Genomic DNA, 22,178 nt, shown 5'->3' with positions numbered 1-22,178 from the left:
GCGCGTGGGGCAAGCGTCGCACAACCGGCCGGTTCTGCCAACGCGGCTGCAATGCCGATTCCGTGAAGAGCCGCGCCCTTCCTCCGGCTTTTTGGGCCGTGGGCGCCGGGTTTTGCGCAAAATCCGGGCAGCGGCGCGCGGCAGCCGGATGTGCGGACGGTTTTGCTTGCCTGATGCTGCATTGCGGCGCAACCTGAAGGGGACGGGGCCGCATCCCTCGTCTACCCCGGGCCGCACGGGGTCTTCATGGCAGACCGCCGTTCATGCCCGCGTCTCCTCCCTCCACGCGGACATGGGCGGCGGCTTTTCATCCAGCCGGGCGGCGGCGTTGCAGCAGATAGATGTCCATGATCCAGCCATGCACGGCGCGGGCCCTGGCGCGGGCGGCCAGGATGCGCGGGCCGGCCTCGGCCAGGGGGCCGGCGATCAGCAGCTCCTCGGGCATGCCCAGGAAGGCGCCCCACCAGATCTCCACCCCCTCGGGGTCGAGGCTCTGGAACGCGCAATCCCCGTCCAGCATGACCACGGCGTGATCGGTGCCGGGGGGCCAGCCGTGGTCGCGGATCTGCCGGCCGGTGGTGATGGTGACCGGCTCGGCGACCGCGTTCAGCGGGATGGCATGCGCTGCGCAAAGCGCTTGGATCGCGGTGATGCCGGGGATGACGCGCAGGGTCAGCGGCAGGCGCCGCGCCACGCGCGAGGCAATGCGCAGCGTGCTGTCGTAAAGCGACGGATCGCCCCAGACCAGCAGCGCCGGGCGGATGGCGCCATGGCTGCGGATGACCTTTTCCCACTGCTCGGCGATGGCGTCGTGCCAGACCTCGACGCCCTGGCGATAGCCGTCCTGCGCGTCGCGGGCAGGCATGTCGAACAGCGCCATGGGCGGCGGGCTGGCCAGAACGCGCCGGACCAGCGCGTGGCGCAGCTGGGCCAGGTCGGCCTTGTCCTCGCCCTTCGAGGGGATCAGGATCAGGTCGGCCGCCGCCATGGCCGCGATGCCGTCGCGGGTCAGGTGGCCGGGGCTGCCGGTGCCGATGCCGATCAGCGTCAGCGCGATCATGGCGCCTCTCCGATCAGGTGGAAGAAGCTGCCCGAGGCATGGCCGCGCTGCGATCCGGTCTCGGGCACCGCATCGCCATTGGCGTCGGTGACGCGGGCCAAGGGCGCGTCGGGCTGGGCCAGGATGGTGGCATAGTGGAACTCGTGCCCCGCCAGCGGCTGCGGGTAGAGCCCGCCCATCGGCATGGCCCGGCGATAGCCCAGGTGCATGCGGCGCTGCGCGTAGCTGGTCTCCAGCCCCAAGAGCCCGGCCATCTGGTGCCGCGTGCCCTGCGCATCGACCAGCCCGGCGCCCATCGCCATATAGCCGCCGCATTCGCCATGCACCGGCCGGGTCTCGGCGAAGCGCCGCAGCCCGGCGCGGAAGCGCGCGGCCGAGGCCAGCCGGCCGGCGTGCAGCTCGGGATAACCGCCGGGCAGCCAGCAGGCCCCGGCGCTGTCGTCGGGCGCCTGATCGGCCAGGGGCGAGAAGGGCAGGATCACCGCCCCGGCCGCGCGCCAGCCGGCGACCAGATGCGGATAGACAAAGGAAAACGCATCGTCCTGCGCCAGCGCGATACGCTCGGCCGGCGGCGGCAGCGGGCGGAACGGCTCGGGCGCAAGGCCGCCCCGCGCCGCCGCGATGATCGCGTCCAGGTCCAGGTGCCGGGCGGCGGCCGCGCCCGCCTGGGCCAGCAGCGCGTCCAGCGCCGCATGTTCGCGCGCCTGCACCAGGCCCAAGTGGCGCTCGGGCAGCTCGATCCCAGCCTCGCGCGGCAGCACGCCCAGCACCGGGATCGCGAGCCGGTCGAAGGCGAGCCGCATCAGCGCCTCGTGCCGGGGCGAGGCTGTGCGGTTCAGCACCACCCCGGCCAGCGCCACGTCGGGCCGCATCTCGCGAAACCCCAGCGCCACGGCGGCGGCGGATTGCGCCTGGCCCTTGGCATCGATCACCAGAAGCACCGGCCAGCCGGTCAGCGCGGCCACGTCGGCGCTGGCGCCATTGCCGCAGCCGCCCGGCCGGGCCACCCCGTCGAAAAGCCCCATCGAGCCCTCGGCCACCGCGATGTCGGCCGGTCCGGCGCTGCCGACCAGATGCGCGATCTGCGCCCGGCCCATGGCCCAGCTGTCCAGGTTGACCGACTCGCGCCCCGCCGCCGCGCGGTGAAAGGCCGGGTCGATGTAATCCGGCCCGCTCTTGAACGGCTGGACCGCGAGGCCCCGCGCCCGCAGGGCCGCGATCAGCCCCAGCGTGACCGTGGTTTTCCCCGAGCCCGAAGCGGGCGCGCTGACCAGGATCCCCCTCATTCCGGGAACCGCGGCGCGGTGCCGACCGGGCGGAAGCGGCGGTCGTAATCACCGGCATAAAGCCGGCTTTCGTCGAAGCCCTCGGCCGCCAGGGCCGGGCCGACCAGGATCAGCGCCGTGCGCTCGCCCGCGCCGATGCCGGGGTCCAGCGTCGAAAGCGTGGCGCGGATGATGCGCTGGTCGGGCCAGCTGGCGCGGAACACCACCGCGACCGGGCAATCCGGGCCGTAATGCGGGATCAGTTCCGCCTGCACGCGGTCCAGCACATGCACCGACAGGTGGATCGCCAGGGTGGCGCCGGTGGCGGCGAAATTCGCCAGGATTTCCCCCTTTGGCATCGCGGAGGCGCGCCCCGAGGTCCGGGTCAGCACCACCGATTGCGCCACGCCCGGCAGGGTCAGCTCTGCCCCCAGCGCGGCGGCGGCAGCGGCAAAGCTGGGCACGCCCGGCGTCACGTCATAGGGGATGCCGGCCGCGCGCAGCCGCCGCAACTGCTCGCCCATCGCCGACCAGACCGACAGGTCGCCCGAATGCAGCCGCGCCACGTCATGGCCTGCGGCATGCGCCGCCGCAATCTCGGCGATGATCTGGTCCAGGTCCATGCTGGCGGTGTTGACGATCCGCGCGCCGGGCGGGCAATGGCTCAGCAGCGCCTGCGGCACGAGGCTGCCGGCGTAAAGGCAGACCGGGCAGGCGGCGATCAGGTCGCGGCCGCGCAGGGTGATGAGGTCGGCGGCACCGGGGCCGGCGCCGATGAAATGGACGGTCATGCGGGGTCTCCTTCGGCAATGGCGCAGGTCGCCATGCCGTCTTGCGAAAGGACGCGGGGGGTCACGATGCGGGCGCCGGGGGCCAGCGCCGCCAGCGCCGCCGCCTCGGCCAGCGAGCCGGTGGCAAAAAGGGCGCGGACGCGCGGCGATTGCGTGGGGGTGGCGCGGCCCGCGACATCGACCGCCAGCAGCGGCAGGGACAGTTGCGCGGCCAGAGCGCGGACCGCCGGCGCCTCGGCCTTGGCCGTTGCGGTGGCCAGCGCATCGGCGGCGCCCGCCCGGGCCAGCGCGTCGGCCAGCGAGGCGGTGCCGGCCGCCTTGCGAAAGCCCAGGCCCGCGACCCTCATGGCCGGCTCCAGATGGTGACGCTGCGGGCTGGGGTCCAGCCGCGCATCCGGCCGAGCGGCGCCGCCTCCTCGACCGATAGGCGGGTCAGTCGGCCGCCGAGCCGGGCGTGCAGCTGGGCGACCAGCGCCTCGGTCTCCAGCGTGACGGCGTTGACGACCAGCCGGGCCGGGGGCAGGGCGGCGATGACCTCGGCGCTGGCGCCGCCGCCGACGAAGATCGCATCGGGCGCGGGCAGGCCGGCCAACGCCGCGGGCGCCGCGCCGGCGACGCTGCGCATGCGGCCGGCCAGCCCGAAGGCCTCGATATTGGCGGCGATGTTCGCCAGCCGGCCGGGCCGCGGCTCGACCGTCACCGCGCGCCCGCCGTTCAGGCACCATTCCACGCTGACCGAGCCCGAACCGCCGCCGATGTCCCACAAGAGTTCCCCGGTCCGGGGCGCCAGATGCGCCAGCGTCACCGCCCGCACCGCTTGCCGGGTGATCTGGCCGTCATGGGCAAAGGCATCGTCGGGCAGGCCGAAGCCGCGCGGCAAGCCGCTGCCCGGCGGCAGGTCCGCCCCGTCCAGCGCCACCGCGACCGGGGCGGCGCAGTCCAGCGCAAAGCCATCCGCCCGCACCTGCCGGATGCGCTCGCGCGGGCCGCCCAGGGCTTCCAGCACCACCATGCGCGTTGCACCCAGCCCCTGCGCCGCCACCCATTCGGCCAGGCCGCGCGGGGCGTCGCCGTCGCGCAGCAGGCAGATCGCCCGCGCCCCCCGCGCCAGCAGCGGGCGCAGCCGCGCGAAGGGCGCGGCGTGCAGGCCCAGGCAAGCCACCTCCTCCAGCCGCCAGCCCAGCCGGGCGGCGGCCAGCGAGAACGTGCCCGGGGCGGGATAGGCGCGCCATTCGCCGGGCGCCAGCGCCTCGGCCAGCATGGCCCCGGCGCCATGCCAGAACGGATCGCCCGAGACCAGCGCCGCCACCCGCCGCCCGCGCTGCGCCAGCAGCGGCGCCACCGAAAACGGCACCGGCCAGGCCTGCCCGGGGACACCCGCCAGCGCCAGGTGCCGGTGCGCGCCGAAGACGATTTCCGCGCCGGCCAGCGCCTCGCGGCTTGCGTCGGTCAGACCTGCCGGTCCATCTTCGCCCAGACCGATGATCGACAGCCAGGGCTCAACCATGAGGCGCATCCTTCTTCTGGGCGGCACGACCGAGGCCGGCGCCATGGCCCGCGCCCTGTCCGAGGCCGGGACGGAGGCGGTGTTCTCCTATGCCGGCCGCACCGAGAACCCCGTCCCGCAGCCGCTGCCGACCCGCATCGGCGGCTTCGGCGGGATCGAGGGGCTGCTGCTGTTCCTGCGCGAGAACGGCATCAGCCATGTCATCGACGCGACGCATCCCTTTGCCGAGGGCATGAGCCGCAATGCCATCGCCGCCTGCGGACGGGCCGGGGTAGCGCTGATCGCGCTGGAGCGCCCGGCCTGGACCCCGCAGCCCGGCGACCGCTGGACCCGCGTGGCGGATTACGCGGCGGCGGCGCGGGCGCTCCCCGGCGACGGCTCGACCGTGTTCCTGGCCATCGGCCGGCAGAACCTGGCGCCCTTCGTCGGGCTGAACCACCGCTGGCTCTTGCGCTTTGCCGAGGTCGCGGCCCATCCCCTGCGCGACGCGACGCTGATCGCCTCGCGCGGGCCCTATACGGTGGCCGGGGACGTGGCGCTGATGCAGCGCCATGCCGTCGCCCATGTCGTCGCCAAGAATGCCGGCGGCCGCGCGGCCGAGGCCAAGCTTGCCGCCGCGCGCCAGCTGGGCCTGCCGGTGGTGATGATCGACCGGCCCGCGCTGCCCCGCCGCCGCAGCGTGGCGACGGTGGCCGAGGTGATGGCCTGGCTTCATGGCGCCGATCGGGGCGTATAGACCCAAGGGCCGACCCGCCGCGTGGCGCTGTTGCCCAGGATGACCACGGTGCGCATGTCGGCCATCTCGGGGCGGGCCTCGGCCAGCGTGGTGGTGCGGATCGCCTCGTCCGGGGTCGAGACGGCGCGGGCGAAGCTGATCAGGCGCCCGGGCCCGCATTCCTCGCGCAGGATCTCCAGCACGCGGGCAAAGCCCTCGGGGCGGGCGCGCGAGCGCGGGTTGTAGAAGGCCATGGCGAAATCCGCCTGCGCCGCCAGCCGCAGGCGCTTCTCGATCAGGGCCCAGGGCTTCAGGTTGTCCGACAGGTTGATGGCGCAGAAATCATGCCCCAGCGGCGCGCCCAGCCGGGCGGCGGCCGCCAGCATGGCGGTGATGCCGGGCAGGATGCGGATCTCGGGCGCATCCCCGCGCCCCTCCAGCGCCTCGAACAGCGCCGAGGCCATGGCGAAGACGCCCGGATCGCCCGAGGAAACCACCGCCACCCGCCGCCCCGCTGCGGCCAGGTCCAGCGCATGGCGGGCGCGGTCCAGCTCGACGCGGTTGTCCGAGGGGTGCAGCACCAGCCCCGGCCGCGGCGCGATGCGGGCGACATAGGGGATATAGCCGACCACGTCGGTCGCCTCGGCCAGCGCGGCCGCGACCTCGGGGGTGACCAGATCCCCGGCGCCGGGGCCCAGGCCGGCGACCGCGACCCAGCCGCTCATTCGGCGGCATCCGCCGCAGAATCGACCAGTGGACGGCGGCCGTTGCCATGCACCAGCACGGTCGCGAAATAGGGGCAGGCGTCCAGGTCGGCCTGCGCCAGAGGGGTCACGCGCTGGTTCGGCATGGTGCCGCGCTCGACCAGCCAGGCGTCGGCCATGCGGCCCGAGGCCGCCAGCGCGCGGGCGATCTTGGGCAGGTTGCGGCCGGTCTTCATCACCACCAGCGCCTGCGCTTGCTGCATGTGGCGGGCCAGTTCCGCCTCGGGCAGCGTGCCCATCAGCACCGTCATCGCGTCGTCGCCCCAGGTCATCGGCTGGCCGATGGCGTTCCAGCACCCGGTCATGCCGGGAATGCCGGGGATCACCTCGACCTCGGCCAGGCCCTGCAAGCGCGCATGCAGATGCATGAACGAGCCATAGAACAGCGGGTCGCCCTCGCACAGCACCACCACGTCGCCGGTCGCGACCAGCGCCGCCAGCCGCGCGGTCCAGTCGTCATAGAAGGCCGACAGCAGGCGGTTGTATTCCGGGCTGTCGAAGGGGATCTCGACCGTCACCGGATATTCCATCGCGTGCTCGATGACGCCCGGGGCCAGCATCTCGGCCACGATGCGGCGGGCCTGGCCCGGCCGGCCCTTCTTGCGGAAATAGGCGATCTGGCGCGCCTGCCGGATCGCCCGGTCGGCACGGACCGAGATCAGGTCGGGATCGCCCGGACCAAGGCCGGCGCAGATGATCTTTCCGGGTTTCGGGCCCATGGTCATTCCTTCCGGCTGGCCAGCGCGTTGACGGCGGCGACGGTGATGGCCGAGCCGCCCAGGCGACCCCGCACGACAAGCGCCGGCGCCGGCAGGTCGGCCATCAGCGCTTCCTTGGATTCGGCGGCGCCGACGAAGCCCACCGGACAGCCGATGATCGCGGCCGGGCGCGGGCAGGCGGGGTCCTTCAGCATGTTCAGCAGGTGGAACAGCGCGGTCGGCGCATTGCCGATGGCGACCACGGCGCCGGCAAGGTCGTCGCGCCACAGTTCCAGCGCCGCCGCGCTGCGGGTATTGCCCATGCGCGCGGCCAGTTCGGGCACGCGCGGGTCGTGCAGGGTGCAGATCACGCGATTCGCGGCGGGCAGGCGCGGGCGGGTGATGCCCTCGCTGACCATGCGCGCGTCGCAGAGGATCGGCGCGCCGCCCGCCAGCGCCGCCCGCGCCGCCTCGGCCATGCCGGCCGAGAATTGCACGTCGCGTTCCAGCCCCACCAGCCCGGCGGCATGGATCATGCGCACCACGACCGGCTCTTCCTCGGGGGAAAAGCGCGCCAGATCGGCCTCGACGCGGATGGTGGCGAAGGACTGGCGATAGATCGCGGCGCCGTCGGTTTCGTAATGGTGCATGGTCGGGCCTTGGGTTTTCGTGGGGATGGCACGCGGCGCGAAATCGGGCAAGCGCAGGATCTCTGCCGCGCTCAGCTGCCGCGCCGCCGGCGGATCGGACGGCGTGCCGTCGCGGATCAGGTCGAAGCGGTCCGGTCCGACCGCGACCAGCGTGACCGAGGCCGGGCCTTGCCGCGCGCAGCCCTTGGCGCAGGCGCTGGCGTGCAGCGTGCCGCGCAGCTTGGGCGCCAACCGGCGGGCCAGGGCGCGCACATCGGCCAGCGCCTGCGGGCAGCCGGGCGCGCCGGTGCAGGCGTGGCTGCGCAGCAGCGGATCGTCCGGGGCCTCGATGGCCCCGGCGAGCCGGACCGGCGCCTCCGATTCCACCAGCAGCATCCGCCAGGGCGTCAGCCGCACCGGCGCGGCGATCCGGGCCAGCTGCGCCGCCGTGACCTGCCCGAAGGCAAAGCCGATCAGCCAGCCGCCGCGGCACGCTCCGGACTGCGGCGGTGCGGCAGGCCGGGGTCGCGGCCCCGGGGCGGCGCCCGGCGGCGGCGCCACGCGGGCCGCCAGCGCCGCCATGCGGCCGCGCCCGTCCTTCACGCCGCCCTGCGCCACGAACCAGCGTGCCAGCGCCAGCGCGGTCTCGGCCCCGCCCGGCAGCGACCAGTCGGCGCCCTCGGGCCAGCAGCGCCAGCCGCCGGGGCCGGGGATCAGCCGGATATCGGTCGGCGCCTCGGCCAGCACCGGCGCGGCCTCGTCCACGGCAAAGCCGAACTTGCCCGGCAGCGCCGGGGCGTCGGGCGCGGTCAGCAGGGCGGCCAGCCGCGCGGCCTCGGCCCAGGCCGCGCCGCCCACCCGGGCCAGCGGCGACAGCATGACATTGCGCCGCGCCTCGGCCTCGGGCGTGGCGTCCAGCAGGTCCAGCGCCGCCAGCGCCGCGACGGCCTTGGCATGCCCGACTGCGTCCAGCCCGCGCAATTGCAGGTTGGCGCGGCTGGTCAGGTCGATCAGCCCGTTGCCGTGGCTCCAGGACAGGTCGGCGATGGCCTGCACTTGCTCCGCCGCCAGCCGCCCATTGCGCGCACGGATGCGCAGGACCAGCCCGTCGCCCGATTGCATCGGCCGCAGCGCGCCGGGACACCAGCCCTTGACCTGAAAGCTCATGCCACCCCCAGGACCGAGTTGCGCCGGCTGACCCAGAGGCCCGCCTCCAAGAGCCGCGCGAACAGCGCCCGCATTGCGTCCAGCGCGGCCGGGTTTTCCCGCGCCATGAACGCCACCACCTCGGGCCGGCCCAGCGTCGCGGCATGATAGAGGTCGAACAGATGTCCCGGCACCACCCCCGCCAGATTGGCGAAGGCCGCCATATGGTCCAGCGTCGCCGCGATCTCAGCCGCGCCGCGAAAGCCGTGCCGCATCATGCCGTTGGCCCAGGCGGGGTTGGCGGCGCGGGCGCGGGTGACGCGGGCGATCTCTTCGGTCAGCGTGCGGGCGCGGGGCGCGTCGGGCCGCGTCGCGTCCAGATGATAAAGCGCCGGGACCGCGGCCCCGATCCGCGCCATGGCGGCGGCGAAACCGGCCTCATGCGCGGCATAATCGGCGGCCAGCAGCAGGTCGGATTCCGGCAGGTCCTGGGCGTGGACGAAGGCGTCGGCCCCGGCCAGCCGGTCGCGGAGCGCCTGCGGCCGGTGCGAGATGTGCCCGTCGGCGCCGATGGCATGCGAGGATGCGGCCAGCCAGGCCTCGCCCGCCGCCGCCCGCGCCTCGGCCGTGAAGGTCTCGGCCAGATCGCCGATGCCCATCCCATAAAGCCCGGGCTTCGGGCCAAAGACCCGGGGGGCGCGCGCCAGATAGGGATTGTCCGCGGGCGCCTCGTCGCGGGTGGCCAGCGCGGCGGCGCCGGTCTCGAACAGCTGCGCGAGGCCGGGGAAGATGTCGCGGAACAGGCCCGAGACCCGCAGCGTCAGGTCGATGCGCGGCCGGCCCAGTTCCGCCAGCGGGACCACCTCGACGCCGGCGACCCGGCCCGAGCCCGCATCCCAGCGCGGCGCGAGCCCCGCCAGATGCAGCGCCATGGCGAATTCCTCGCCCGCCGTGCGCATGGTGGCGCTGCCCCACAGATCGACGACCAGCCCGCGCGGCCAGTCGCCGTGGTCTTGCAGGTGGCGGCGCAGCAGCTCCTCGGCCAGCTTCAACCCCTGGGCATGGGCGTTTCGGCTGGGCACGGCGCGCGGGTCCACGGAAAACAGGTTGCGCCCGGTCGGCAGCACGTCCGGCCGGCCCCGTGCGGGCGAGCCCGAGGGACCCGGCGCGACCGGCCGTCCGGCCAGCGCGCGGGCCAGCCCCTGCGTCTCGCCCGGCGCGGTGCCATAGACGTGCAGGCCGTCGCCGAAGCGGCTGTCCTTGAGATCGCAGAGGAAGCGGTCGATCAGCGGGATCGCCTCGGCGGCGGCGGCCGCGGGCGGCAGGCCCAGGTCGGCCTCGACGCCCGCCGCGCGTGCCTCGTCGCGGATGGCGCCGATCAGCCGGTCGCGGCGGCGCGGGTCCAGCCCGTCGGCGGTCGAATATTCGTCCAGCAGCCGTTCCAGATGCGCGAGGTTCTCCGGCATCTCGGCCGCGACCAGCGGCGGCGGCAGGTGGCCCAGCGTCACCGCGGAAAGCCGGCGCTTGGCCTGCGCCGCCTCGCCCGGATCGTTGACGATGAAGGGATAGACGACCGGCAGGTCGCCCAGCAGCGCCTGCGGCCAGCAGGCCGGCGACAGCGCGACCGACTTGCCCGGCAGCCATTCCAGCGTGCCATGCGCGCCCATATGGACCAGGGCCTCGGCCTGGGTCCGCAGCCACAGGTAGAAGGCCACGTATTCGTGGCGCGGGGTGCGGCTGAGATCGTGATAGTCGTCGGCGCGGCTCTGCACCGCGCCGCGTTCGGGCTGCAGCGCGATCAGGTCGGCGCCGTGGCGGATGGCGGCGAAACCCAACCTCTCGGGCGGTGGGCCCCAGGCCGCATGCAGATCGTCGCGCAGGCCCTGCGGCAGGGTCGCCAGCGCGGCGCGGTAGTCGGCAGCGGGCCAGTCGATGCGCTCGGTCAGCAGCCTCTGCGCCAGCCCGGCGTGGTCCAGGCCCAGCATGGCGCCCGCCGATGCCAGCGCGTCCAGCCCGACGGCATGGGCCAGCTGATGCGCCTTGCCGGGATAGGTCGAGAGCACCACCGCCCGCCGCGCCGCGGGCAGCGCCAGCCGTGCCCGGATCCGCGCCACCGCCTGCGCGACCAGCGCCGGGTCGGGGGCGTGGACCAGGCGGGCGAATTGCAGGTCGGGATCGCGGGCCTGGGCCGCCTTGAAGCTGATCGCGCCCAGGAAGATGCGGCCGTCGACCTCGGGCAGCACGACATGCATGGCAAGATCGGCGGCGGAAAACCCGCGATCCTCGGCGGCCCACAAGTCCCGCGTGGCGGTCGAGAGCGCGACCTGGAACACCGGGCAATCCGCCGCGTCGAAGGGCGTGGCGCCGGCATCGTCGCGCGCGGAAAAGGCGGTCAGATTCACCACCGCCCGCGTGCCCGGCAGATGCGGCGCGAGCCAGTCCGCGAAGCCCGGCGTCTTCAGCGAGGGCGCGAAGACCCCGCTGGCCGGCAGGCCCGCCGCGCGCAGCGCCCGGATCATCGCATCGACCGGGCCGAGGTCGGCGCTGGTCAGGTAGCTGCGATAGAAGCTGACCAGCACCCCCGGCTCGGGCCGGTCGGTCACGCCCCGGTCGGGGTCGTAGAAGCCGAAGTCAGGCACCTGCGGCTGGCCGGCGACCGGCGCGGCGTCCAGCCCCGCGACCCGCGCCAGTTCCGCCAGCGCCATCTGCGCCGCCACCGCGCCGCCCTGGTCGCAAAGCGCCGACAGGTTGCGCAGCGTCTCGCCCGGCAGGGTCGAGAACCGCTCCAGCACCGGATCGGGGCGGCCGTCGGCGGGCAGCAGCGCCAGCGCGATGCCCTGCCGGCGGGCCAGGTCTTGCAGCGTGGCGATGCCATAGGGCCAATAGGCCTCGCCGCCGATCAGCCGCACCAGCACGGCGCGGGCATGGGACAGCACCGCATCGGCATATTGATCGACCGAAACCGGGTGGCGCAGGGCCGAGATGTTCAGCAGCCGCAGCGCGGGCAGGCCGCCCTTGGCGCGATGCCAGCCGGCCGCGAAGGCGCCGAGGTCGCTGTCGGAATAGGACAGCACCACCAGATCGGCCGGGGTCTGGCCGGGATCGGTGGGGGTCTCGGTTTCCTCGAGCCCCCGGCTTTCGCGGAAAACGACGTGCATCTAACCCACCAGAACCGCCCAGATCGCGGCTTCGTCGATGTCGTCATGCTCGGCGATGACGACAAGGCGCGACAGGCGCGGCCGATCGCCCCAGGGCCGGTCGAACTGATGGCGCACGCGCTCGCCCACCGCCTGCACCAGCAGGCGCATCGGCTTGCCGGCGACGGCGACATGGCCCTTGACCCGCAGCGCCTTCTGCTCGCGCGCCAGCCGCTGGATGCGGGCGGCCAGATCGGCGGGGTCTGCGATTTCCGGCAGGTCGATCACCACCGAATCGAAATCGTCGTGTTCGTGGTCATCGGCGCCGTCGTGATGGCTGGGGCGGGCGGCGAGGTCGTCCTCGGCCGCCGCCGCCAGGCCCAGGATCAGCCGCGGGTCGATGACACCGTCGGTCAAGGGCAGGATCGGCAGGCGGCGCGGGGTTTCGGCCTCGATCACCGCGCGGGCGGCGGCCAGCCCGTCCTCGCCCGCCAGGTCGGCCTTGCTGAGCAGCACGATATCGGCGCAGGCGATCTGGTCCTCGAACACCTCGGACAAGGGCGTCTCGTGGTCCAGGCCGGGATCCGTGGCCCGCTGGGCCGCGACCGCGGCTTCGTCGGGGGCGAAGCGGCCGGCGGCCACGGCTTCGGCGTCGGCCAGCGCGATCACCCCGTCCACGGTGATGCGCGAACGGATCGCCGGCCAGTCGAAAGCTTTCAGCAGCGGCTTCGGCAGCGCCAGGCCCGAGGTCTCGATCAGGATGTGGTCGGGCCGCGCGGGCATCGCCATCAGCTTTTCCAGCGTCGGGATGAAGTCGTCGGCCACCGTGCAGCAGATGCAGCCGTTCGAAAGCTCGAGGATGTTCTCCTCGGGGCAATTCGCATCGGCGCAGGATTTCAGGATCTCGCCATCGACGCCCATGGTGCCGAATTCATTGACCAGCACCGCCAGCCGCTTTCCCTGCGGGTTCGCCATCAGGTGGCGGATCAGCGTGGTCTTGCCGGCGCCCAGGAAGCCGGTGATGACGGTGACGGGGGTCTTGGTCAGGTCGGTCATGATTCATCCAGTCGGGGGGCCAAGGGGGGAGGAATGCGCGCGATGCTGCGCTTGCGGAAAATCGGGCTGCGCTCGCGCCAGGGCACGATGCCGTCGGGCGCGGCGGCATAGGCGCTGGCGCCCGCCAGGATCTCGGCGGCGTCCTGGGCCTCCATGCGGCCGTAGACATAGGTCCAGCGGTCGGGGCCGGAGAGCGCGATGGCGGCGCCGTTCGAACAGGCGGACAGGCATTCGACCGGGCGGATCACCACGCCCGCCGGATCGGGGTGGCGCAGCAGCGCCGCCATCAGGCGTTGTCCCGGCACGGGCTGGCCGTCGACGACCGGCTCGCCGGCGCGGCAGGTGATGCAAACATGCAGCGTCACGGTCATGCCTCAAGTCCCCTGGTCATGGCGGCATGAGGCAGGGCGCAGGCGCCCGAACCCCAGCAGGAACACCCCGTCCGCCGGTCAATCCTTCGTTGCGCGGCAGGTCTCCCGGCTTGCGGATTCGGGCTGATGGCCCACGGGCGCCCGCCTTCCCGGCCTTGCGGGCCAGTGGCATCGGGCGACCTTTCCGGTCACGGTCGCGGGGGCGGCTGCTTTCGGGCTTTCACCCGTCGCATTCCCTTTTCACCTGTCATAGGACAGGAACCGGCGCGCCTCATGCTCTGCGCTGCCGGCCCCCGCTTGTCAAGCAAAGGAGTCCCGATGGAAACCGACGACAACGCCCGCCACGCCCGGAAGATGGCCAAGGTCAAGGCCGCCCGCGACCGGATGATGGCCGGAAAGCAGGGCGAAAAGGGCCTGCTCATCGTCCATACCGGCAAGGGCAAGGGCAAGTCCTCGTCCGGCTTCGGCATGATCCTGCGCTGCATCGCCCATGGCATGCCCTGCGCCGTGGTGCAGTTCATCAAGGGCGCCTGGGACACCGGCGAGCGCCGGCTCCTGACCACGCATTTCGCCGATCTGTGCCAGTTCCACGCCATGGGCGAGGGCTTCACCTGGGAGACGCAGGACAAGGCCCGCGACATCGCCGCCGCCCGCGCCGGCTGGGACAAGGCCAAGGAACTGATCCGCGACCCGAGGGTCCGCATGGTGCTGCTGGACGAGATCAACATCGCGCTGCGCTATGACTATCTGGACCTGGACGAGGTGCTGGGCTTTCTCCAGGACGAAAAGCCGCCAATGACCCATGTCGTGCTGACCGGGCGCAATGCGAAGCCGGAACTGATCGCGGCCGCCGATCTCGTGACCGAGATGGAGATGGTGAAGCATCCGTTCCGCGACGGCATCAAGGCCCAGCCAGGGGTGGAGTTCTAGGCCGGAATCGGCTCATCTGACGACGTTGAACGGCTTTGCCTGCGTGCGAGAGGAATATTCATGATCCATTTCAGACAAGGACTTGTGGCGCTGCTGGCGCTGGGGCCGGTCTCGGCCGCCTGGGCGGTGCCGGCGACCGACGAGGGCGCGGCGCGGCTGACCGGCGTCCTGCAGACCTACCTGGGCGCGACCGAGGGCGTGGTCAGCGTCACCCCGCAGGGCGACAGCTACCAGCTGAAGATCGACCCGGCGCCGCTTCTGGCGCAGGTGCCGGATGCGCAAGCGCAGATCACCGTTTCGCCCCTGACCTATGCCTTGACCGACAACGGCGACGGCAGCTGGGGCGTCAGCGAGGATCAGGTGCTCAGCTGGTCGGTGGTGGTGCCGAAGATGTTCGAGCAGAAGGGCACCGCCAAGGTGCAATCCACCGGCACCTGGGACGCGGCGCTGAAGGGCTTCCGCGAGCAGAAGGCGGTGATGACCGATTACGTCATCGATTCCGTGCAATATGCCCCGCCCGAGGCGGTGGGGCCGGACGGCATGCCCGTCGCGCCCGCGCCGGATGCCGCGCCGCAGGTCGTCTCGCGCGACCACCAGACCACGGCGCGGATGGAGGTGGAAATGACCGGCACCGCCGGCAAGGCGGGCGGCGTGGACCAGGCGATGACGTTCACCGCCACCGACCTGAAGCAGAGCCAGGAGCTGATGTCCGGCCCCGGCGGCGCGCCGATGCTGATCGAGGTGTCGGCCCCCGGCTACGATGGCAAGGGGTTGATGGCCGGCGCGCGCTCGGACGGCATGCTGTCGCTTCTGGCCTGGTTCGTCGCCCATCCGTCCGAGGCGCAGATCAAGCAGTCGCAGGACGGGCTGCGCGACCGGCTGGCCGCCGCCATGCCGCTGTGGGACGACCTGAGCCTGGAGATGGCGATCCGCGACATGACGATCGGCTCGCCCATCGGCGAATTCGGCCTGGCCTCGGCCACGCTGGGCTTGGGGCTCAGCGGCGCTGTGCCGGACGGGCGGCTGGCCGAGAAGCTGGTGCTTTCCGGCCTGACCGTGCCCGAGGGCGTGCTGCCGCCCTGGGTCGCGCCGATCCTGCCGCAAGAGGTGTCGCTGGACTTCGCCGCCTCGGACTTCGACCTGGCGGCGCCGGCGAAGCTGCTGATCGAAAGCTTCGACCTGAATGCCGAGGAGCCGCTGGCCAGGCTGTCGCCCGAGCAGATGCAGCAGGCATTTCTGCCCGACGGCAAGGCGGTGCTGAAACTGGCGCCCTCGCAGATCAAGGGCGACGGCTACCGGATCGACTATCGCGCCGATGTGGCGGTCGGTCCGGGCGCGGCGCCGGTGGGCGCGGCGCTGATCTCGGCCAGCGGGCTCGACACGCTGGAATCGGCGCTGGCCGCCGCGCCGCAGGACGAGGCCGCGCAGCCGCTGATGATGCTGCGCATGGCCCGCGCCATGTCCAAGCCGGGCGAGGGCGGCGATGCGGTCTGGGACATCCAGATGCCCGAAGGCGGGCAGATCAGCGTGAACGGCCAACCGATGGGCCCGCCGCCCGCGCCGCAGCAGTAAGCCGCCGTCCCCAGAAAACGGGCCCCGCCGCGACCCCGGCGGGGCCTAGCGTGTCTGCCAGGCCGGCGCGGTATTGGCCTGCCAGCCGGTGCGATGCAGCAGCGGCGTGTCGTCGGTGAACTCGGGCCAGCCGAGGCACAGAAGCGCGGTGAACTCCCAGCCCTCGGGCACCTGCAGCAGCGGGCCGACATGCGCCGGGTCCAGGATCGAGACCATGCCCAGCCCCAGCCCGCGCACCCGCGCCGCCAGCCACAGCGTATGGATCGCCATGGCGGTGGACTGGTGCAGCGTGGCGGGCATGGTGGCGCGGCCCAACCCGTGGCCCTCGGCAGGGCTCGTGTCGGTGAAGACCGCCAGCCAGACCGGCGCCCGGTCCAGCCCGGCCAGCTTCAGCGCGTCATAGGCGCGGCGCTGCTCGCCCTGATAGCCCGCGGCGGCCTCGGCATTGCAGCGCAGGAAATCGGCGCGGATCTCGGCCCGCAGGTCGGGGCTTTCGACCCGGATCACCCGCCAGGGCCGGGAATTGCCGACCGAGGGCGCAAGCTCCATGGCGGCGTGCAATTCCTCCAGCAAGGGTTCGGGCACCGGGTCGGTGCGAAAATGCCGCATGTCGCGGCGCCAGCGCAGGATGCGGTCGAGCGTATCGCGGTCGGCATCGTCGAATTGGGTCATGGCCAGTCCAGCTCCACCCAGACCAAGCGATGCGCGGAAGCGGTCAGCGCCGCCGTGGCGAGCGGCCCCTCGGCCGGCCAGAACACGCCCGAATCGGTGATTTTCAGCCCCTTCGCGGGCAGCACGTAATCCACCCGCAGGTTGCCCGGCGGCTTGTCGTCGGGCCAGTCGCCGGTGTCGAGGTCCGGATCGCCCTTGTGGCTGTCGTTGACGCCGCCCCTGGCCGCCGCGCCGCCGGCGCTGCGGGGCAGGGGGTCGGTGACATGGGCCATGACCTGCGCCAGCGCCTGCGGCCGGCCCTCGCTGTCCTGGGGATCCAGGTTCAGGTTCCCGGCCAGCACGAAGGGCGCATCGGGCAGGTGGCCCAGCCAGAAGGCCAGTTCGTCGTGGTTGCGGCGGCCGTTCAGATCCTCGGGCCCGTCGAAGACCGGCGGCGTGGCCGACATGGCCAGCAGGTGCAGCGGCCAGCCCGCCACCGTCACCACCGCGTCCCAATGCCCGGTCGAGGACAGCCGGCGCATCGCCCGCACCTCCTCGGACAGCTTGGGCATCAGGTTGCCGGGCAGGTCGCGCCACAGCACATCCGTGTAATCCGTCACCGGGCCGATGGGGTGGCGCGACAGGATCGCCATGCCGCCCTGGCCGGTGAATTCGCCGAAGCCCTGGGCATCGTCCGCCGTGCCCAGCCGCCCGTCCGCGTCCAGGTCCAGCCCGGTCGCCATGCCGCTGTTCGGCCGTGCGGCGAAGCGATGCGGATAATCCAGCCCGGCCTGCGCCAGCCGGGCGGCAAAGGCGTCCAGCGCCCGGTCCTCATAATCCCAGTCGAAATCGGTCAGCAGCAGCACGTCGGGCCGGGTCTCGGCCAGCACGGCGACGACGGCGGCGACCTGCGCATCCTCGCGGCCGAGATCGCGCAGCAAAAGCCCCGGCCCGTCGCGCGACAGGTCGGGGCTGTAGGTGGCGATGCGCAACGGCCCGGCCGCCGCCGGCAGGGCAGCGACCGCCAAGGCAAGGGCGAGCGCCCTTAGACCCAAGGCCGGCTCTGGGCCATCTGGGTCTCATAGGCGTCGATCGACGGGGCCTTTTCCATGGTCAGGCCGATGTCGTCCAGCCCGTTCAGCAGGCAGTGACGGCGGAACGGGTCCAGCTCGAAGGGGAAGCTCTGCCCGTCCGAGGTGGTCACGGTCAGGTTCTCCAGGTCCACGGTCATGCGGGCATTGGCGCCCTTGCGGGCGTCCTCCATCAGCACCTCGACCACCTCGGGCGGCATGACGATGGGCAGGATGCCGTTCTTGAAGCAGTTGTTGTAGAAGATGTCGGCGAAGCTGGTCGAGATCACGCAGCGGATGCCGAAATCCAAGAGCGCCCAGGGCGCGTGTTCGCGCGACGAGCCGCAGCCGAAGTTGTCGCCGGCGACGATGATCTGGCTGTCGCGCCAGGCCGGCTGGTTCAGCACGAAATCCGGCACCTCGGTCCCGTCGGGGTTGAAGCGCATCTCGTCGAACAGGTTCTTGCCCAGACCCGAGCGGTGGATCGTCTTCAGGAACTGTTTCGGGATGATCATGTCGGTGTCGATATTGACCAGCGGCATGGGGGCCGCGATGCCGGTCAGGGTGGTGAACTTGTCCATTTCTTGATCCTCGCAGAATTGACTTGGGGGCGCAGCCCCCGTTAACCGAGACCCGTCCGGCGCGCGGCGCCATGTGCATACGGGTTTCGCTGATGTTTTTCGGTTTTTCCAGCCTTTCCGCCCTGCGCGCCTGCATTGCGCGCGACTGGACGCCGCAGATCGGCGATCCCGAGATCACCGGCTGGCTGACGGTGCTGTCCTATCTGGCCTGCCTGGCGCTGGCGACCCTGGTGCTGCGCCGCCGCCCCGCCCGCGCGGCGCGCGGGCTGTGGCTGGCCATCGCGGTGCTGATGGCGGCCTTGGCCGTCAACAAGCAGCTCGACCTGCAGACCGCGCTGACCGCCACCGGGCGCTGCATGGCCCATGCCCAAGGCTGGTACGACAACCGCTGGCTGGTGCAGCTGGCCTTCATCGCCGGGCTGGTGCTGGGCGTGGCGGGCGCGCTGCTCTGGGCGACGAAATCCCTGCGCGGGCGCATGCGCGGCAATGGCCTGGCCCTGGTCGGGCTGGCCGTGCTGTGCGGTTTCGTGCTGGTGCGCGCGGTGGGTTTCCATCATGTCGACAGGCTCCTCAGCCTGGATTTCGCGAACCTCAAGTTCAACTTCTGGTTCGAGAACGCCGGGCTGGTGCTGATCGCGATCAACGCCCTGATGCTGCTGAGGCGGGGCCGCTAAAACCCCGCCCGCAGGCATCAGACGGTTTCCGCCAGCAGTTCGCGCACGTCGGTCAGGTGACCCGCGATGCCCGCCGCCGCCGCCATCACCGGCGACATCAGATGCGTGCGGCCGCCGCGGCCCATGCGGCCCTCGAAATTGCGGTTCGAGGTCGCGGCGCAGCGCTCGCCCGGCGCCAGCTGGTCGGGGTTCATGCCCAGGCACATCGAGCAACCCGCCAGCCGCCATTCGAAGCCGGCGTCGGTAAAGATCTTGTCCAGACCCTCTTCCTCGGCCTGCAGGCGCACCAGGCCCGAGCCCGGCACCACCATGCCGCGCACGCCCGGCGCCAGGTGCTTGCCTTTCAGGATGCCGGCGGCGGCGCGCAGGTCCTCGATCCGGCCGTTGGTGCAGGAGCCGATGAAGACCGCGTCGATCCTAACCTCGTTCAGCGGCGTGCCGGGCTTCAGGCCCATGTAGTCGAGGCTGCGGCGCGCGGCCTCGACCTTGCCGCCCTCGAAATCCTCGGGGGCGGGGACCGTGCCGGTGATCGGCAGCACGTCCTCCGGCGAGGTGCCCCAGGTCACAACCGGGGCGATGTCCTCGCCGCGGATGGTGACGATCTTGTCCCAATGCGCGCCCTCGTCGCTGAAGAGGGTCTTCCACCAGCTGACCGCGGCCTCCCAGGCGGCGCCTTTCGGGGCGTGCGGGCGGCCCTTGCAATAGTCGAAGGTCTTTTCGTCCGGGGCGATCAGGCCGGCGCGGGCGCCGCCCTCGATGGCCATGTTGCAGACGGTCATGCGGCCTTCCATCGACAGGTCGCGGATCGCCTCGCCGCAATATTCGATGACATAGCCGGTGCCGCCGGCGGTGCCGGTCTTGCCGATCACCGCCAGGGTGATGTCCTTGGCGGTGACGCCGGGACGCAACTTGCCGGTGATCTCCACCTTCATGTTCTTGGATTTCTTCTGGATCAGCGTCTGGGTGGCCAGGACGTGTTCCACTTCCGAGGTGCCGATGCCATGCGCCAGCGCGCCGAAGGCGCCATGCGTCGCGGTATGGCTGTCGCCGCAGACCACCGTCATGCCGGGCAGGGTCCAGCCCTGTTCCGGCCCGACGATATGCACGATGCCCTGGCGGATGTCGTTCATCGGGTAATAGTTCAGCCCGAATTCGCGGGCGTTCTTGTCCAGTTCCGCGACCTGGATCCGGCCCTCGGGGTTCTCGATGCCGTCCACGCGGTCGGCGGTGGTGGGCACGTTGTGGTCCGGTACGGCGATGGTCTGGTCGGGGCGGCGCACCTTGCGGCCGGCCATGCGCAGGCCCTCGAAGGCTTGGGGCGAGGTCACCTCATGCACCAGGTGGCGGTCGATATAGAGGATGCAGGTGCCGTCCTCTTGCCGGTCCACTACATGGGCGTCGAAGATCTTGTCATACAGGGTGCGGGGCGCGCCCGCATTGGTCTTGCCAGTCATGGCTGTCTCTTTCCGAAAGAGTAGCTAGGGAAAATCGCTGGTGGTCCGCTGGACCAGGGGCGCGCGCGCAGGCGCCGCCACCCGTCAAAGTCGCGCGGTGACGGACAGGCTTTCGCCGTAGAACCGGCCGGGCAGGCGGGCGCGGTCATGGATATCGAAATAGACGAATCCTTGCATGTCGGCAGTCATACGCCGGTTTTGGCCCGCGTTCAACATCGTCACACGCGGCTGTTAATTCCATGTTTAGCATTCGCCTCTATCTTGCTCCCGGAACTGAGGGAAAGGATCGGGCATGCTGATTCGCATCGTCCTGCGGGTGATCCCGCTGATCTGCGTGGCAATTTTCACCCTGGCTGTCTATCTGGCCGACACGCCGATGGAGCGCGCGCGGCAATTGGTGCGGCTGGACCACCCCCGGCTGGCCTGGAGCGCGGGCCTGGTGCGCTGCCCCGATCCCTGGGGAAATCTGCCGGTTTCCGCCTGTCTTTACGCGAACCCGCCCAGAATTCCTGCGCCCCCGCATTGAGCGGGCGCGATTCCGTGCTACATTGAAAGGGCCCGGCGCCGGGGGTGAACGGCGCGTTGACCGGAGGATGAACCCCTGTCCAATACCGTCCCGTCGGCCCCCGTGCCGGCAGCGACCACCGCGGAGCCCGGGCTGACCAGCGATCAGCTGCTGGACCGCATTCTTGCCTCTCTCGACGACGACAAGGCCGAGGATGTCGTGACCATCGACCTGCGCGGCCGTTCGGCCATGGCCGATCACATGGTGATCGCCTCGGGCCGCAATGCGCGCCAGGTGGCCGCCATCGCCGAAAAGCTGGTGGAGCGCCTGAAAGAGCAGACCGGCCGCTCGGCCCGCGTCGAAGGCAAGGAAACCGGCGACTGGGTGCTGATCGACACCGACGACGTGATCGTCCATGTCTTCCGCCCCGAGGTCCGCGAATTCTATCAGCTGGAAAAGATGTGGATGCCCGCCGACGCGCTGCGCTCGGCCACGCTGGACCGGCTGCGCGCCGACCACGCCGCCGAGGAAGCGGCCCGCAAGCCCCAGAACTGAGCCATGCGCATGGTCATTGCCGCGGTCGGGCGGCTGCGGCAGGGACCGGAGGCGAGCCTGATCGCCGATTACCTTGACCGCCACGCCAAGGCGGGCCGCGCGCTTGGCCTGCCGCCGGTGAACCTGGTCGAGGTCGAGGACAAGCGCGGCGGCGGCATGGCGGCCGAGGCGCCGCTGCTGGCCAAGGCCATTCCCGACGGTGCCGCGCTGGTGGTGCTGGACGAACGCGGGCAGATGCTCAGCTCGCCCGAATTCGCCGCCCGCATCGCCGACTTTCGCGACGCGGCGCGCGACCTGGCCTTCATGATCGGCGGCGCGGACGGGATCGACCCCGGCCTGCGGTCGCGGGCCGACCTGGCCATCAGCTTCGGCCGCATGGTCTGGCCGCATATGCTGGTGCGGGTCATGCTGGCCGAGCAGATCTATCGCGCCACCACCATCCTGGCCGGCAGCCCCTATCACCGCGAATAGCGGTGCCGAAAGCTGCGGCTGGTCCGGAGCTTTGCGCGGAATTGCGCAGGGATCAGTTTGAACCAGATTGGCCACGCTGCCTACACTGCCTCGCCATCCCCGCGCAGGACCACGCAGGTCCAGTTGTGACCAGTTTCGGCCCGCTTCCGAAACTGCCCCTGCAGGATTGTGCGGATAGCGCAACGGCTACGCCGCACCCAGTTTCGGCAGGATCGACCGAAACCAACCTCCGAGATTGGAATTCCCGTTTCCTGTCAGAGCCTTGATGTGTGTTCCGAGTTTCGGGGGTGAAACCACCCCCACGGGTTTAGCGCGCATGGCCGCCGGGTTCTGCTGCCGGCAACCAGTTTCGTTGCGGCGACGGACGCGCAGCTCATGCGATCCCGCGGGATGTGTCCCAGATCAGCGGGTCGAGAGCCGTCATTCGCTCTGATCTCAGCCGTCCAAGTCGTGAGCGACAGGGTGCCGGCCGGTGATGGCTCGGCCGCTTGCCGGAATGCAATCTCCGGCGACGCGCAAGAAGCTCTGGCTTGCCGCCTTGGCAACCCGGCAAGCCTCTATAACCATTAAGGTTTT

22 protein-coding genes, 1 pseudogene and 1 riboswitch are annotated in these 22,178 nt (G+C 71.6%); of the genes and pseudogenes, 7 read left to right on the top strand and 16 right to left on the bottom strand.

Going from position 1 to position 22,178, the window contains the following annotated elements; translation table 11 throughout:
* Positions 1 to 307: 307 nt before the first annotated feature.
* From cobF to cbiE, 5 genes are read right to left on the bottom strand one after another with little or no spacing between them, the layout of a single operon-like run.
* A complete protein-coding gene (gene cobF, locus ASV56_RS07370; RefSeq protein ID WP_062561404.1) occupies positions 308 to 1,060 on the bottom strand; it encodes a precorrin-6A synthase (deacetylating) in 753 nt (250 codons plus the stop codon).
* Positions 1,057 to 2,346, bottom strand: a complete 1,290-nt coding sequence (locus ASV56_RS07365) for a cobyrinate a,c-diamide synthase (RefSeq protein ID WP_062561403.1) — start codon at positions 2,344 to 2,346, stop codon at positions 1,057 to 1,059. Before ASV56_RS07365 ends, cobF begins: the two co-directional genes overlap by 4 nt.
* The gene (gene cobM, locus ASV56_RS07360) at positions 2,343 to 3,116 is read right to left on the bottom strand and encodes a precorrin-4 C(11)-methyltransferase (protein WP_062561402.1); all 774 of its coding nucleotides are present in this window, start codon (positions 3,114 to 3,116) and stop codon (positions 2,343 to 2,345) included. Before cobM ends, ASV56_RS07365 begins: the two co-directional genes overlap by 4 nt.
* On the bottom strand, positions 3,113 to 3,463 hold the full coding sequence (locus ASV56_RS07355; RefSeq protein WP_062561401.1) for a cobalamin biosynthesis protein: 351 nt from the start codon (positions 3,461 to 3,463) through the stop codon (positions 3,113 to 3,115). The genes cobM and ASV56_RS07355 overlap by 4 nt, the downstream gene beginning before the upstream one ends.
* Positions 3,460 to 4,623 (bottom strand): precorrin-6y C5,15-methyltransferase (decarboxylating) subunit CbiE, encoded by a 1,164-nt coding sequence (gene cbiE / locus ASV56_RS07350; RefSeq protein ID WP_062561400.1) that lies wholly within the window; start codon positions 4,621 to 4,623, stop codon positions 3,460 to 3,462. The genes ASV56_RS07355 and cbiE overlap by 4 nt, the downstream gene beginning before the upstream one ends.
* On the opposite strand from cbiE, the gene ASV56_RS07345 reads away from it, so the two are divergent.
* Positions 4,622 to 5,359: a cobalt-precorrin-6A reductase gene (locus ASV56_RS07345; protein WP_062561399.1), complete on the top strand. Its 738-nt coding sequence runs from the start codon at positions 4,622 to 4,624 to the stop codon at positions 5,357 to 5,359. The two genes, cbiE and ASV56_RS07345, sit on opposite strands and share 2 nt — an antisense overlap.
* Here the strand turns inward: ASV56_RS07345 and cobJ are convergent.
* The 7 genes and pseudogenes from cobJ to ASV56_RS07310 all read right to left on the bottom strand — a co-directional run bounded on the left by cobJ (position 5,335) and on the right by ASV56_RS07310 (position 13,139).
* A complete protein-coding gene (gene cobJ / locus ASV56_RS07340; RefSeq protein WP_062561398.1) occupies positions 5,335 to 6,063 on the bottom strand; it encodes a precorrin-3B C(17)-methyltransferase in 729 nt (242 codons plus the stop codon). The genes ASV56_RS07345 and cobJ overlap by 25 nt on opposite strands.
* Complete coding sequence (locus ASV56_RS07335; protein ID WP_062561397.1) at positions 6,060 to 6,821, bottom strand: precorrin-2 C(20)-methyltransferase; 762 nt, start codon at positions 6,819 to 6,821, stop codon at positions 6,060 to 6,062. The genes cobJ and ASV56_RS07335 overlap by 4 nt, the downstream gene beginning before the upstream one ends.
* Before the next feature lie 2 nt (positions 6,822 to 6,823).
* Complete coding sequence (locus tag ASV56_RS07330) at positions 6,824 to 7,450, bottom strand: precorrin-8X methylmutase (protein ID WP_062562267.1); 627 nt, start codon at positions 7,448 to 7,450, stop codon at positions 6,824 to 6,826.
* A 918-nt stretch (positions 7,451 to 8,368) separates the two neighbouring features.
* A pseudogene (locus tag ASV56_RS24375) lies at positions 8,369 to 8,551 on the bottom strand (precorrin-3B synthase); the annotation flags it as partial.
* A 41-nt stretch (positions 8,552 to 8,592) separates the two neighbouring features.
* A complete protein-coding gene (gene cobN, locus ASV56_RS07320; RefSeq protein ID WP_062561396.1) occupies positions 8,593 to 11,733 on the bottom strand; it encodes a cobaltochelatase subunit CobN in 3,141 nt (1,046 codons plus the stop codon).
* Positions 11,734 to 12,768, bottom strand: coding sequence for a cobalamin biosynthesis protein CobW (gene cobW, locus ASV56_RS07315; protein WP_062561395.1), 1,035 nt, complete (start codon positions 12,766 to 12,768; stop codon positions 11,734 to 11,736). It lies immediately after the preceding gene.
* Positions 12,765 to 13,139 (bottom strand): DUF1636 family protein, encoded by a 375-nt coding sequence (locus ASV56_RS07310; protein WP_062561394.1) that lies wholly within the window; start codon positions 13,137 to 13,139, stop codon positions 12,765 to 12,767. The genes cobW and ASV56_RS07310 overlap by 4 nt, the downstream gene beginning before the upstream one ends.
* 78 nt (positions 13,140 to 13,217) lie before the next feature.
* A riboswitch (cobalamin riboswitch) is annotated at positions 13,218 to 13,421 on the bottom strand.
* Between the two features lie 36 nt (positions 13,422 to 13,457).
* Here ASV56_RS07310 and cobO point away from each other — a divergent pair.
* Together cobO and ASV56_RS07300 are read left to right on the top strand one after the other, a co-directional pair.
* Positions 13,458 to 14,069 (top strand): cob(I)yrinic acid a,c-diamide adenosyltransferase, encoded by a 612-nt coding sequence (gene cobO, locus ASV56_RS07305; protein ID WP_062561393.1) that lies wholly within the window; start codon positions 13,458 to 13,460, stop codon positions 14,067 to 14,069.
* 60 nt (positions 14,070 to 14,129) lie between these two features.
* Entirely contained in the window at positions 14,130 to 15,641 is a 1,512-nt protein-coding gene (locus ASV56_RS07300) for a YdgA family protein (protein WP_062561392.1), read from the top strand.
* A gap of 45 nt (positions 15,642 to 15,686) precedes the next feature.
* Here ASV56_RS07300 and bluB read toward each other — a convergent pair whose 3' ends face one another.
* Genes bluB through leuD form a run of 3 tightly spaced genes read right to left on the bottom strand, consistent with a single transcriptional unit; the run spans position 15,687 to position 17,943 of the window.
* A complete protein-coding gene (gene bluB, locus ASV56_RS07295; RefSeq protein ID WP_062561391.1) occupies positions 15,687 to 16,313 on the bottom strand; it encodes a 5,6-dimethylbenzimidazole synthase in 627 nt (208 codons plus the stop codon).
* Complete coding sequence (locus tag ASV56_RS07290) at positions 16,310 to 17,320, bottom strand: endonuclease/exonuclease/phosphatase family protein (protein ID WP_253879906.1); 1,011 nt, start codon at positions 17,318 to 17,320, stop codon at positions 16,310 to 16,312. Before ASV56_RS07290 ends, bluB begins: the two co-directional genes overlap by 4 nt.
* A 17-nt stretch (positions 17,321 to 17,337) precedes the next feature.
* Entirely contained in the window at positions 17,338 to 17,943 is a 606-nt protein-coding gene (leuD, locus tag ASV56_RS07285; protein ID WP_062561389.1) for a 3-isopropylmalate dehydratase small subunit, read from the bottom strand.
* 92 nt (positions 17,944 to 18,035) lie between these two features.
* Here leuD and ASV56_RS07280 point away from each other — a divergent pair, with 92 nt between their 5' ends.
* Entirely contained in the window at positions 18,036 to 18,617 is a 582-nt protein-coding gene (locus ASV56_RS07280; RefSeq protein ID WP_062561388.1) for a hypothetical protein, read from the top strand.
* A gap of 17 nt (positions 18,618 to 18,634) precedes the next feature.
* Here the strand turns inward: ASV56_RS07280 and leuC are convergent, their stop codons facing one another.
* Entirely contained in the window at positions 18,635 to 20,071 is a 1,437-nt protein-coding gene (gene leuC / locus ASV56_RS07275; protein WP_062561387.1) for a 3-isopropylmalate dehydratase large subunit, read from the bottom strand.
* Between the two features lie 292 nt (positions 20,072 to 20,363).
* Here leuC and ASV56_RS07270 point away from each other — a divergent pair, with 292 nt between their 5' ends.
* The 3 genes from ASV56_RS07270 (at position 20,364) to rlmH (ending at position 21,602) form a co-directional block, all read left to right on the top strand.
* On the top strand, positions 20,364 to 20,597 hold the full coding sequence (locus ASV56_RS07270) for a hypothetical protein (RefSeq protein WP_062561386.1): 234 nt from the start codon (positions 20,364 to 20,366) through the stop codon (positions 20,595 to 20,597).
* A 102-nt stretch (positions 20,598 to 20,699) separates the two neighbouring features.
* Positions 20,700 to 21,131, top strand: coding sequence for a ribosome silencing factor (gene rsfS, locus ASV56_RS07265; RefSeq protein WP_017998745.1), 432 nt, complete (start codon positions 20,700 to 20,702; stop codon positions 21,129 to 21,131).
* 3 nt (positions 21,132 to 21,134) lie between these two features.
* Positions 21,135 to 21,602, top strand: coding sequence for a 23S rRNA (pseudouridine(1915)-N(3))-methyltransferase RlmH (gene rlmH / locus ASV56_RS07260; protein ID WP_062561385.1), 468 nt, complete (start codon positions 21,135 to 21,137; stop codon positions 21,600 to 21,602).
* Positions 21,603 to 22,178: the final 576 nt, after the last annotated feature.

The organism is Paracoccus aminovorans (genome assembly GCF_001546115.1).
Classification (GTDB): domain Bacteria; phylum Pseudomonadota; class Alphaproteobacteria; order Rhodobacterales; family Rhodobacteraceae; genus Paracoccus; species Paracoccus aminovorans_B.
Note: the sequence above shows the minus strand (reverse complement) of the source record. Positions and strands in the feature narration are given on the sequence as shown.